Origin of the sequence: Primorskyibacter sp. S87 (genome assembly GCF_049801055.1) — a bacterium.
Taxonomy (GTDB): Bacteria; Pseudomonadota; Alphaproteobacteria; order Rhodobacterales; family Rhodobacteraceae; genus JBNAGF01.
The window spans coordinates 130,694-143,431 of the sequence record NZ_JBNAGF010000011.1; the positions used below are offsets into that span (position 1 = coordinate 130,694).

Below are 12,738 nucleotides of genomic sequence, written 5' to 3' on the forward strand. Positions count from 1 at the left end.
TGTTCGCAGGCCCAGACACCGCTCGTTTCGATTGAACTCCCGGACGGAGAAGTCGTGGTCGGACAACCGCTGGTTCTTCGGATGAAGGTTCTGGTTCCCACCTACATGCCCGCGCCACCGGTCTATCCCACCATCGAGCAGCCCAATCTGCTGGTGCGTCTGCCGAACCGCGCCACCTCGCCAGTCAGCGAAACCGTGGACGGAGAGACATGGTCGGGAACAAGCCGCGGATATCGCCTTTATCCTCTGGCGGCAGGCGCTTTCGAAATCCCGGGCCAGACGGTCACGATCACCTACGCCGATCCGGACACCAATGCACCGGTCACGGTGGAGGTGCCTTTTGACCCGATCCGGCTCACGGCAACCGTTCCGCCGGGGGCCGAAGAACTCTCGCCCCTGATCGTCGCCAGTGGGTTTTCCCTGTCGCAGGAATTCGAAGGCGGGCCAGATCTTGCTGCGGGTGAACCCGTTACCCGCAGCGTCACTGCCCGCATCGAAGGCACCACAGCGATCCTGATCCCATCACTCCTGCCGGCGCCCGAAGGAGATGCGCTGCGTGCCTATCCCGAAGAACCCAAGGTCAACGAAAACGAAAACCGGGGCACCTTGTCGGGAAGCCGCAGCGAAAGCGCCACATATCTGGCGCAGGCCGGCGGCACTGCCAGCTTGCCTCCAATCTCTTTCGATTGGTTCAATCTGGAAACCGGCGAGGTCGAAACGGCACAGGTTGAAGGAATGAACCTGACCCTGCAGGCCCCGCCGGTTCAGAAAGATCCCGGACAAACTCTGCGCCGGCTCGGTGTGTTGGCAATTGTCATTCTGGTTTTGGCGGGTCTCATCTGGCGTCTGCGGGAGCCCATTTCCCGCCTGCTTCTGACAATCCGGCAGCGCTGGTTGAACTCGGAGCACCATGCCGCACGTCAGGTCCGATCTGCACTGGCACGGAAGGATCTGTCACTCACCTACTCCACCTTCGAAAACTGGCGTGATCGCGTTGGACCGATGCCGGACCGGTCGCAGGAAGACGCGTTCATGGCCGCCCTGCTGACAGTTGGCTCAATGAACTATGCCGATACCGCATCATCCTCTGACCGACCGGCAACTGGCTGGAGCAAGGCGACCCGGGCCTTTGCGGACTTACGCAAGGCTGCCCGAACGCAAAACACCGCAAAGCCCGGCCTGCCACCGCTGAACCCGTGAGGGCAACCGGGCGCTGATGTACTGCGCCGGAGCGATTAACTCTGTGCGTCGGACCGCAGGGCAACGCGATCGGTGACCCGCAGTTTGCCATAGCCGACTTCGATCACGTCCGACGACACCAGGCGGCGCAGGCTGCGTTGCAAGGTCGGAAGGGACAGCCCGACAAGTTCGGAGAGACTTGCCTGCGTCACAGGAATCCAACCGCCGGTTTCGCGCCTTGTATCGTCCAGTTGCAAAAGCCTGAGTGCGACGCGCCGATCACTGCCGGATGCGCTCAGGTTCGCGACAATCCGCAACAGCGTCTGCATGTTGGCGTGGGTCAACGCATAGAACTCGCGGTACCAGTCGGGTTCTTGATGAACCATGTCCAGAATATGGGTCCGTGACAGAAAAGCGGCCCGGCAGGGTTCTGTTGCTTCTACGGTGACCAACCTTTCCAGACCTGACAATACCGCGAGATCCCCGACCCAGAACCCGGCCTGATCGTAATGAGCAATCATTTCCTGCTCGTCGTCACCGGGTGTCGCGATACGCACCGAACCTGAAAGGATGCCATAGAGCCCATCCGCCGGATCCCCATAGCGATACAGGGTTTTGCCTACTTCAAAGTCACGGATGGAAAGGGCGTCCAGCACCTTTTTTTGAAACGCCAAGGGGCGTTCAGACAACCAACCCTGAGAGGTCAGAACTGACAACCCAGCCATGAAATTCCCCTTCCCCCATTGGTCCTGCAAACCATCATTTGATGGTGTAATTCGTCACCCCATGACGTATAACACAAGTGGCTGGTTTCAAATGAGTACTGGGGGTTCAATACCTTGTGAAAACAGCTACGTTGCCAAATGCGGAATCAATCATTCCGTGCATTACCAACAAAGAACCGGACGCTCTGTGCGCGACCGGATTTGGGAGAGAAAACATGTTTTCAACATGCAGAACACCCAGCGTGATGGGCATAGCCCTGCGCCGGGTCGCGGCAGCATCTTTTGCCGTTGCGCTGGCCATTCCGGCCTGGGCGCAGTCTGAGAAACCGAACATCCTGGTGATCTGGGGTGACGATGTGGGTCAGTCCAACATTTCGGCCTATACCATGGGTCTGATGGGATATCGCACCCCGAATATCGACCGTGTGGCCAACGAAGGCATGATTTTCACTGATTATTATGGCGAACAATCCTGCACCGCCGGCCGGTCCTCCTACATCATGGGGCAGTCGGTTTTCCGGACCGGCCTGTCCAAAGTGGGGCTGCCGGGCGCCGAGCTTGGCATGCAGGAAGAAGATCCGACCATTGCGGGATTGCTGAAGGCCGAGGGTTACATGACCGGCCAGTTTGGCAAAAATCACCTTGGCGACAAGGATGAACACCTCCCCACAAACCACGGATTTGACGAATTTTTCGGCAATCTCTACCACTTGAACGCCGAAGAAGAACCGGAAAACGAGGATTATCCGAAAGACCCCGAATTCCGCGAGCGGTTCGGTCCGCGGGGGGTCATCAAGTCTTCTGCTGACGGATCCATCGAGGATACAGGGCCGCTGACCAAGAAGCGCATGGAAACCGTGGACGAGGAAACCGTCGCCGCGGCGGTCGACTTCATCAAGCGCGCCAACGAACAGGGCAAGCCATTCTATGTCTGGTGGAACGGCACCCGGATGCATTTCCGCACCCATGTGAAGGACGACATGCGCACGCAGGCCAACGAGATCGCCGGCAAGGTGGTGGACGAATACACCGCCGGGATGATCGAGCATGACCTGCATGTGGGCCAGTTGCTCGATCTGCTGGACGAGTTGGGCATCGCCGACAACACCATCGTGCACTATTCGACCGACAACGGCCCACATTACAATACATGGCCGGATGCTGCCGCGACCCCCTTCTTTGGTGAAAAGAACACCAACTATGAAGGCGGCTGGCGGGTTCCGTCGATGGTGCGCTGGCCCGGCAAGATCGAACCCGGTTCGGTGTCCAACGAAATCATGCACCACATGGACTGGCTTCCGACCTATCTGGCGGCCGCTGGCAACGCGGATATCAAGGAACAGTTGAAATCGGGTGGTGTTCAGGCGATCGGACGCGAATATAAGGTCCATCTGGACGGCTACAACTTCCTGCCGCATCTGACTGGTGAAACCGACAAGGGACCGCGCAACGAGATCTTCTATTTCTCGGATGACGGCGATCTGACCGCGCTGCGCTATCAGGACTGGAAGTTCCTGTTCATGGAGCAGAAGGAATACAAGACCCTTCGCGCATGGATCGAACCCTTCACGGTTCTTCGCCTCCCGCTGATCTTCAACCTGCGCCGGGACCCCTATGAGCGCGCTTACCAGACGTCAAATACCTACTATGACTGGCTTCTGGACCGTGCCTATTTCCTAGTGCCCGCACAGGCTTACGTGAGCAACTTCCTGGAAACATTCCAGGAGTTCCCGCCGCGTCAGAAAGCCGCCAGCTTCAGCCTGGATCAGGTTATGGAGAAGATGTCGGCTCCAATCGGCGACTGATCCGGCAGGCCTCCATTCGAACCACTTTGCGGGCCGTCGGAACCAATCGGCGGCCCGAGTTCATTTTCAGACCATTCGTGAGAGTAAAGATGTTTCGATTTTCGCTCGCCCTGCCCCTGACACTGATGGCCGGCGTCAGTTTAGCCGATCCGCTTCCCTCGTGGAATAACACCGATAGCAAGACGCGGATCATCGACTTCGTCGAAACCGTGACCGATCCCGCCTCAGACAGTTATGTGACCCCCGGCGACCGCATCGCCACCTTTGACAACGACGGCACACTCTGGGGAGAACAGCCGCTCTATTTTCAATTGATCTTTGCCATCGACGTGATTGGCGCGATGGCACAGGATGATCCGTCGATCCTCACATCCGACACCCTCAAAGCAGCGGCCAACCGCGACTACAAGGCGGTTCTGGACGGTGGCAAAGAGTCCATCCTCGAGGCGATGAAAGTCTCTCATTCTGGTATGAGCGTCGACGAGTTTCAGGCCCGTGTCGCGGAATGGCTTGCAACCGCGACCCATCCCGATACCGGCCTGCGATACGACCAGATGACCTATCAGCCGATGGTGGAATTGCTGCGCTACCTGCGCGACGAAGGCTTCAAAACCTATATCGTGTCCGGGGGCGGCATCCATTTCATGCGGGTCTTTGCCGAAGAGGCCTATGGCATTCCGCCCGAACAGGTCATCGGCACCTATACCGCGACCGAGTATCGGACCGGGGATGACGGCCCGCAGATCGTAAAGGCCCCCGCCATCGGCTTTGTCGACGACAAGGAGGGCAAGCCGATCAATATCGACAGGATCATTGGCAAACGCCCGGTCATCGCAGGCGGCAATTCCGACGGCGATTTTGCAATGATCGAATGGTCGACTGCGGGCGAAGGGCCGCGGCTGGGCCTGATCGTGCATCATACTGACGCCGCGCGGGAATATTCCTATGACCGCGACAGCCATATTGGCCAGCTTGTCGACGGCCTCGACAAGGGCCCCGGAATGGGATGGCTCATCGTGGACATGGCGCAAGACTGGGATAGGATCTATACCGGACGCTGAGGCCCCGGTCACGGCCACGATCTGCACGGATATCGGCACGGAGAAAGAGCAGTGTATTTCTGGGTTGTTCTCAGCACGGTTTTTGTCGTCTTTCTCTACCTTACTGCAACTTTCTTCGCGGTGCGGGCCGCCCAAACGGCGCGCACCTCGCAGGGGGCCGTGGGCTGGGTGGTTTTTCTGATCGCGACACCGTTTCTGGCCGTTCCGCTCTACCTGTTTCTCGGGCATCACCGGTTTCACGGCTATCGCATCGCCCGGCGGGATTCCGAACAGGTGGTCGAGAGCCTCCGCAATTTTGCAACCGCCCATGCGCCGGATCCCAAACTGCTGCAGATGAACATCGCGCCGTTCGAAGCCATCGCCAATATGCCGGCGGCGCATGGCAACGGGGCTGATCTTCTGATCGACGGAGAGCAGACATTTCAGGCGATCCTCGCGGCCATTGACGAAGCCGAAGAATACATCCTGTTCCAGTTCTACATTGTTCGCGATGACGCACTTGGCCAGGCAGTTCAGGACCGATTGATCGCGGCATCGCTCCGAGGGGTGATCGTGCGGTTCATCACCGATGCCGTCGGCAGCTACCATTTACCCAACAGCTATTACGAGGAGATGGCCGAGGCCGGTATTCACATCGCCAACCTGTCTCAAAGGCACGGCCCCCGACACCGGTTCCAGCTGAATTACCGCAACCATCGCAAGACACTGATCGTGGACGGACGCCTTGGGTTTATTGGCGGACACAATGTGGGCGTGGAATATCTCGGACAGGATGCAAGATACGGACACTGGCGCGACACCCACATCCGCATGCGCGGACCGGTGGTTCAGCAGTTGCAGCTGATTTTTGTCGAAGACTGGCACTGGGCGACCGGCGACGAACTGATCAGCGAACTGACCTGGGTGGTCACCCCGGACGAGGCCGGAATGGACGCCCTGATCGTGGCAACCGGCCCGGGAGACCGCACCGAAACCGGCTCGATGATGTTCTTTTCGGCCATTCAGGCCGCTCAGGAACGGATTTGGATCGCGTCCCCCTATTTTGTCCCCGATCTCGACATTCTGAGCGCGTTAAAAAACGCGGCCATGCGTGGCGTTGATGTGCGTATCCTGGTGCCGGACGTGATCGATCATCGCATCACGTGGCTGGCAGCCTTTGCCTATTTCGACGAAATCTGCGCCGAGGGGGTCAAGGTTTATCGCTACACCGATGGCTTCATGCATCAGAAAGTGTTCGTCGTCGATGACTGCCTTGCCGCCATCGGCACCACCAATCTGGACAATCGGTCGTTCCGGCTGAATTTCGAGGCGATGGCGCTGTTCTTCGACCCGCGCGCGGCGGCGCGGGTTGACGAGATGCTGCGCGAGGACTTTCGCAACAGCTATCTGTTGACCAAGACCCTTGCCCTGCAGCCCGCGCATATCCGGTTCGGCTCACCGATTGCGCGGCTGTTTTCTCCGGTACTCTAACACCTCGTCATCCTTGAGAATCCGGCTCATCAGGGCCACCAGATATGCAGTGGACAGGCCAAAGGCCAACAGCCCCGCGACCGAGGCAAAGGTGCCAAAAATGCGGATATGCTCTCCAACGACAATATCGCCATATCCCAGCGTGGTATACGTCACCATCGAGAAGTAGAGCGAGGTGTTCCAATCCGTCAGCACGTCAAAATGGATAAAGGCAGCGGCCCAGATCCAGACCTGAATCGTATGGGTCAGAACCACGAACCCCATCGCAACCAGCATCGGAACTCCGTGCCGCAACGACGCATGAAGCGTCTGCCAGCGCACTGTTCGTCGCCGCAGGTAAAGGGTGCAGATCACCAAAAGTAGAACTTCGAGCACAAGGCAAACGGCCATGAACAGGCTTCCCCAAAGGATTTGTTGCAACAGGTTCATGAACGCTTTCCCAGACCTCATTCTGATCACATGCACTGGCACGCGCCGGCCGTGCATTACACTCCGTGACGCGCAGCGCAAGCGCGCTGATTACATTCAGACACTGGACAGCGGCAGCGCAAGAGCCAATTGATATGATATGACCTTTTCGGCCCGACCGGCCCTGCCAGAGACCCCTTATGCTGCTCGACATTTCGCATCTGCAAAAGACCTATCCCGGCTCGCGGGCCCGGCCGATCCTGCGGGACGTCAATTTGCAGCTCGATCGCGGAGAAACCCTTGCACTGACCGGCGAAAGCGGTAGCGGGAAGAGCACGCTGTTGCACCTCGCTGGCGCGCTGGACACGTTCGAAGCCGGAGAGATTTTGCTGGCCGGTCAGGCCTTGTCCAATTTGGGCGATTCCCGGCGGGCCGCCCTGCGCCGCGACGTGGTGGCGCTGGTGTTCCAGCAATTCAACCTGATCCCGTCGCTGACCGTGGCGCAAAATCTTGCCTTTCATGCCCGGCTGGGAGACCGACTCGATCCCCACTGGATATCGAAACTGACACAGCGACTGGGCCTGTCCGAGTTGACCGAACGCTATCCCGAACAACTGTCAGGTGGTCAACAGCAGCGGGTTGCAATTGGCCGGGCGCTTGCCCTGCGACCGCAACTGTTGCTTGCAGATGAACCGACGGGGAATCTGGATGAAACAGCAAGTGCTGCCGTGCTTGAGCTGATGCTGGATCTGGTCGCCGAAACCGGGACCGCACTATTTCTGGTTACCCACTCGGAGACAATTGCCGGTCGGCTGTCGCGTCGGGTGCGTCTCGAAGGTGGGCAGATTACATGACCGGGGCCGCGATGCTGGCATTGCTGTCTCATTGGCGCCGCCATCCCATCCAGCTTCTGACGCTGCTTGCCGGGTTGGCTCTGGCAACCGGTCTTTGGTCGGCGGTTCAGGCGATAAACGGCGAGGCACGCGCTAGCTACGCGGCGGCTAGCGCGCAGCTCGGGTCTCGCGGCTTGGCCGAACTCCACGCGCCATCCGGCGCAATCCCGTTGTCCGATTATGTCGGGTTGCGCCGGTCAGGATGGCAGGTTTCACCGATTCTGGACGAGCGCCGGAGGATCAACAATGAACCGGTGCGAATACTGGGCGTGGACCTGCTCAGCCACCCGCCGCTGCCGGCACTGGCACAATCGGAGGACACCGGGATGGGGCCGCTGGAAACGCTCACAGATCCGGGCCGGATCTTCCTGCATCCAGATCTGGCGAGAAAACTCGATGGGGTCCCGGACCTGCCCCCGATGCAAGTCACACGACAGGTGCCGCCGGGCACCCTCCTGACCGACATCGGCGTGGCCGAACGCTTGCTCGACATGCCGGGACGGATCAGCCGTATTCTTGTCCTGCCTGAACAACCTGCCGGATTGGAGCCGCTGGAAAGGCTGGCACCGGGGCTCATCATGCGGGCTTCACAAGGGTCCGATGATGCCGCCCGATTGACCGACAGTTTTCACCTCAATCTCACGGCCTTTGGCCTGCTGTCCTTTGCGGTTGGTCTGTTCATTGTGCACGGGACAGTGGGGCTGGTTTTCGAACAACGGCGCGGAACGATCCGGACGCTCCGGGCGCTAGGGCTTTCCCTTCGCAGGGTGGCGCTGTTGCTGACAGCAGAATTGCTGACGCTGGCTCTGCTTGCCGGAGCGCTCGGCCTGATGCTTGGTTTCCTTGTGGCCGCAGCCCTTTTGCCTGACGTGGCAGCCAGCCTCAGGGGCCTCTACGGAGCCCCGGTCGAAGGTGGGTTGCACCTGCGGCCGGTCTGGTTGGCGAGTGGGCTTGCAATGGCATTGGCCGGCACGCTTCTGGCCAGTGCGCAGGCCATGTGGCGACTGACCCGAATGCCGTTGCTGCAACCCTCTGCCAGTCCGGCCTGGACCGGCAAACGCACACGGGCGCATCTGGCGCAGGCCTGCCTTGCGGCGGCGCTCATCGGGATTGGCCTTTCCATCCAGCAAATGGTCGGAGGGCTTCTGGCAGGTTTCGCCCTGCTGGCCGGGGTGATGCTGGGTGCGGCACTGCTGCTGCCTCCGTTCCTTTTCGTGCTGCTGGGCGTCGGCCAGAGAACGGCACGCGGCGTGATTGCAGAATGGCTTTGGGCCGATACCCGGGCGCAGCTGCCCGGGCTGTCGCTTGCCTTGATGGCCCTGTTGCTGGCGCTTGCGACCAATATCGGGGTCGGCACGATGGTTTCGAGCTTTCGTCTGACCTTCACCGGCTGGCTGGATCAGCGGCTTGTCGCAGAGCTGTATGTGACAGCCCGCGATGACCGCGAAGGCGCCCAAATTGCGCAATGGCTGTCAGAACAGGGCGCAACGGCCCTGCCGAACAGCGCCGTCGAGATAAGCCATCAGGATCGGCCACTCTTTGTCCATGGGATTGTCGATCATTCCACTTATCGCGAACACTGGCCGCTGATCGCGGACTCGACGGATGTCTGGGACAGGCTGGCTGCGGGTCAGGCCATTCTGATCAACGAACAGCTTGCGCGGCACGCGGATCTTTGGCCCGGCTCCGAGATCACGATCATGCCCGGCTGGACGTTGCCGGTTGCCGGGGTCTATTCCGACTATGGCAATCCGACGGGACAGGCGATCGTCGCCTTTGACGCCCTGATCGAACATGTGCCACAGCTGCCTACGCGACGCTATGCAATCCGCATCGATCCCGCGCACGTGGCCGAGCTTGGTGCCCGGCTTCTGGATACCTTCGACCTGCCCGGTTCGGCGCTTGTCGATCAGGCCGCGGTCAAGGCGGAGTCCATGCGGATCTTCGACAAAACCTTTGTGATAACCGGCGCGCTGAACGTGCTGACCCTAGGTGTTGCGGCCTTTGCCATTCTAACCAGTCTGCTGACGCTCTGGACGATGCGCCTGCCGCAACTCGCGCCTGTGTGGGCACTCGGCTCCACCCAGCGGCAACTGGCCTGGCTCGAGATCTGCCGGGCGCTGCTTCTGTCGGCGCTGACAGCGCTGCTGGCCCTGCCACTTGGTCTGGTTCTGGCCTGGGTGTTGCTGGCGGTCATCAATGTCGAGGCCTTTGGCTGGCGCCTTCCGATGCATCAGTTTCCGCTGGATTGGCTGCGACTATTTCTGTTGGCGCTCGCCGCAGGTGCCCTTGCCGCCGCCCTGCCCGCCCTACGTTTGCACAAGATGCCGCCGGCGCAACTTCTCAAGGTGTTTTCAAGCGATGGTTAAACTGGCATTCCTTTTCTGGCTTTTGATTGCCGCGCCGGTTTGGGCACAGGGCTATGCCGGTCTGGGAACCTCCGCCGAAGGCTTCGCCGTTCCGGAACGAGGCCGGACCTTGTCGTTTCCCGAAGATCATGGGCCACATCCTGAATTCCGGATCGAATGGTGGTACCTGACCGCGACGCTGAAAGGTGAGTATGGCCGGGACTACGGCATTCAGTGGACATTGTTCAGGTCGGCGCTTGCACCGGAAGCGCCCGGTGCGCTGGCCAAGGGCTGGGCCAGCCCGCAGATCTGGATGGGTCATGCGGCGGTAACCACACCCAATTCCCACCATTTCGCCGAAAGGCTGGCCCGTGGCGGCATCGGGCAGGCCGGGGTCACCGCAGCGCCCTTCAGCGCGTGGATCGACGACTGGCAGATGCGGGGATCTGATTTTTCGGCGTTGGACGTGTCTGCAAGGGGGACGGATTTTGCTTATGATCTGACCCTGAGCGCAGACACGCCGCTGGTCCTGCATGGTGACCGGGGGTATTCGGTCAAATCTGCGGATGGGCAGGCATCGTACTACTACTCGCAGCCGGCCTACCGGGTGTCGGGAAAGCTCAAGGTGGATAACCGCGACATTGCGGTTACCGGCGCGGGCTGGCTCGATCGGGAATGGTCTTCGCAACCGCTGGCCGAGGACCAAAGCGGCTGGGACTGGTTTTCGCTCGGCTTTGACAGTGGCGATCGCCTGATGGGCTTTCGCCTGCGGGGTGCGCGCGGTGACTTCACCTCGGGAACGTGGATCGGTGCTGATGGCACGGTGACATCGCTGGAACCGGGGGAATTCCAGGCCGAACCACTGGCAACTGCCGAGGTTGAGGGACGGCAGATCCCGGTTAAGTGGCAGGTCTCCCTGCCCGGCCGTGGCGTAGATGCGACCGTGTCCGCCGCCAATGAAAACGCATGGATGGGAACGTCATTTTCTTACTGGGAAGGCCCGGTTCGGATTTCCGGCAGCCATACCGGCCGCGGCTATCTGGAAATGACGGGATATGGCGAATCCAGCCCATCAGAGAATTAGCGCAGAGATAGCGCAAACACATTGACGTATGGGAATGTGAAGAACCCCCATTGCAACCCGGCAAAGGATTTGGATGATATGTCCCCATGAGGGCCAGTTCAACAGGCCCCCCCGCGCCCCATTCACATGGCCAGCGCGGACAATGATAAACTGGGAGACACTACATGAAAATCAACCATATGCTTGCTGCGGCAAGTGTCGTTGCGATGACTGCAGCCGGCGCTTCGGCCGAGACGATCCGCTGGGCCCGCGCCGGTGACGCGCTGACACTGGATCCACATGCTCAGAACGAAGGCCCTACCTCGGCGCTGGCGCACCAGATCATGGAGCCGCTGGTGATGCGCGACATGACCGGGGCGATGGTTCCGGCGCTGTCGACCGAATGGTCACCGTCCGAAGCAAACCCGAATATCTGGGTGTTCAAGCTGCGCGAAGGTGTAACGTTCCATGACGGCGCCGAGTTTGACAGCGAAGATGTGGTCTTTTCGCTGAACCGCGCCATGACCCCGGATTCCGACTACAAGGAACTGCTGGCCAGCGTGAAAGAGGTTCGCGCGACCGACAAATTCACGGTCGAGATCGAGACCAACGGCCCGAACCCGATCATGCCAAACAACCTGACCAACATGTTCATGATGGACAAAAGCTGGGCCGAAGCGAACAACGCCGTCAAGGTACAAGACTATGAAGGTGGCGAAGACACCTTCGCGGCCAAGAACGCCAATGGTACCGGCCCCTATATGCTGGTTTCCCGCGAGCCCGACGTGAAGACCGTGATGAAAATCAACGACAACTACTGGGGCAAGGGCGAGTTCCCGATGCAGGTCACCGAGATCGTCTATACCCCGATTCAGAACGCCGCGACCCGTGTTGCCGCGCTGCTGTCGGGTGAAGTTGATTTCATTCAGGACGTGCCGGTACAGGATCTGGGCCGAGTTGCCGGAGCCGACGGGCTGGATGTTCGCACCGCCCCGCAAAACCGGGTCATCTTCTTTGGCATGAACCAAGGTGATGCCGACCTGAAGAACGACAATGTCGACGGCAAGAACCCCCTTGCGGACGTTCGTGTGCGCCGCGCCATGTCGATGGCGATCAACCGTGACGCCATCAAGCAGGTCGTGATGCGTGGCCAGTCGGCCCCGGCCGGCATGATCTCGCCGCCATTCGTGAACGGCTGGAACGAGGAAATGGACAGTTCCTCCAAAACCGATGTCGAGGGTGCCAAGGCGCTGATGGCCGAGGCCGGCTATGGCGATGGTTTCTCGATTCAGCTTGATTGCCCGAATGATCGCTACATCAACGACGAAGCGATCTGTCAGGCCGCTGTTGGCATGCTGGCGCAGATCGGCGTGACCGTGAATCTCGACGCCAAGCCCAAGGCGCAGCATTTCCCGCTGATCAACACGCTGGAAACCGATTTCTACATGCTGGGCTGGGGTGTTCCGACCTACGACTCGGAATATATCTTCAACTTCCTTGCGCACACCAAGGGCGAGAAATACGGCTCGTGGAACGGCACCCGTTTCTCGAACGCGGATCTCGATGCCAAGATCGAAGCGCTGGCCTCGGAAACCAACCTTCCGAAGCGTGACGAGATGATCAACGAGATCTGGCAGGTGGTTCAGGAAGAACAGCTTTATATCCCGATCCACCACCAGGTGCTGAACTGGGGCATGAAGTCCAACGTGGGCACCATCGTTGCCCCGGACGATACCGCCAAGTTCAAGTATTTCACCCTGAACTGAGGCCTGACCTCAAACCGGTG

The 12,738-nt window shown here is 59.8% G+C and carries 10 protein-coding genes; 8 read left to right on the forward strand and 2 right to left on the reverse strand.

Going from position 1 to position 12,738, the window contains the following annotated elements:
• Positions 1–54: 54 nt before the first annotated feature.
• Positions 55–1,200, forward strand: coding sequence for a hypothetical protein (locus tag ACP15U_RS17330; RefSeq protein ID WP_425046412.1), 1,146 nt, complete (start codon positions 55–57; stop codon positions 1,198–1,200).
• A 35-nt stretch (positions 1,201–1,235) separates the two neighbouring features.
• Here ACP15U_RS17330 and ACP15U_RS17335 read toward each other — a convergent pair whose 3' ends face one another.
• A complete protein-coding gene (locus ACP15U_RS17335; protein WP_425046413.1) occupies positions 1,236–1,904 on the reverse strand; it encodes a Crp/Fnr family transcriptional regulator in 669 nt (222 codons plus the stop codon).
• A gap of 245 nt (positions 1,905–2,149) precedes the next feature.
• Between ACP15U_RS17335 and ACP15U_RS17340 the strand changes: the two genes are divergently transcribed.
• The 3 genes from ACP15U_RS17340 (at position 2,150) to cls (ending at position 6,240) form a co-directional block, all read left to right on the forward strand.
• On the forward strand, positions 2,150–3,709 hold the full coding sequence (locus ACP15U_RS17340; protein ID WP_425046462.1) for an arylsulfatase: 1,560 nt from the start codon (positions 2,150–2,152) through the stop codon (positions 3,707–3,709).
• 89 nt (positions 3,710–3,798) lie between these two features.
• Positions 3,799–4,770 carry an HAD family hydrolase gene (locus ACP15U_RS17345; protein ID WP_425046414.1) on the forward strand — a complete coding sequence of 324 codons (972 nt, stop codon included), beginning with the start codon at positions 3,799–3,801 and terminating at the stop codon, positions 4,768–4,770.
• Positions 4,771–4,821: 51 nt separating this feature from the next.
• Positions 4,822–6,240, forward strand: a complete 1,419-nt coding sequence (gene cls, locus ACP15U_RS17350) for a cardiolipin synthase (RefSeq protein ID WP_425046415.1) — start codon at positions 4,822–4,824, stop codon at positions 6,238–6,240.
• Here cls and ACP15U_RS17355 read toward each other — a convergent pair.
• Positions 6,205–6,669 carry a potassium channel family protein gene (locus ACP15U_RS17355; protein ID WP_425046416.1) on the reverse strand — a complete coding sequence of 155 codons (465 nt, stop codon included), beginning with the start codon at positions 6,667–6,669 and terminating at the stop codon, positions 6,205–6,207. The genes cls and ACP15U_RS17355 overlap by 36 nt on opposite strands.
• A gap of 179 nt (positions 6,670–6,848) precedes the next feature.
• On the opposite strand from ACP15U_RS17355, the gene ACP15U_RS17360 reads away from it, so the two are divergent.
• The 4 genes from ACP15U_RS17360 to ACP15U_RS17375 all read left to right on the forward strand — a co-directional run bounded on the left by ACP15U_RS17360 (position 6,849) and on the right by ACP15U_RS17375 (position 12,718).
• Positions 6,849–7,502 (forward strand): ABC transporter ATP-binding protein, encoded by a 654-nt coding sequence (locus tag ACP15U_RS17360; protein WP_425046417.1) that lies wholly within the window; start codon positions 6,849–6,851, stop codon positions 7,500–7,502.
• On the forward strand, positions 7,499–9,910 hold the full coding sequence (locus ACP15U_RS17365) for an FtsX-like permease family protein (protein WP_425046418.1): 2,412 nt from the start codon (positions 7,499–7,501) through the stop codon (positions 9,908–9,910). The genes ACP15U_RS17360 and ACP15U_RS17365 overlap by 4 nt, the downstream gene beginning before the upstream one ends.
• On the forward strand, positions 9,903–10,973 hold the full coding sequence (locus ACP15U_RS17370) for a lipocalin-like domain-containing protein (RefSeq protein WP_425046419.1): 1,071 nt from the start codon (positions 9,903–9,905) through the stop codon (positions 10,971–10,973). The genes ACP15U_RS17365 and ACP15U_RS17370 overlap by 8 nt, the downstream gene beginning before the upstream one ends.
• A 164-nt stretch (positions 10,974–11,137) precedes the next feature.
• Positions 11,138–12,718, forward strand: coding sequence for an ABC transporter substrate-binding protein (locus ACP15U_RS17375; protein ID WP_425046420.1), 1,581 nt, complete (start codon positions 11,138–11,140; stop codon positions 12,716–12,718).
• Positions 12,719–12,738 lie beyond the last annotated feature (20 nt).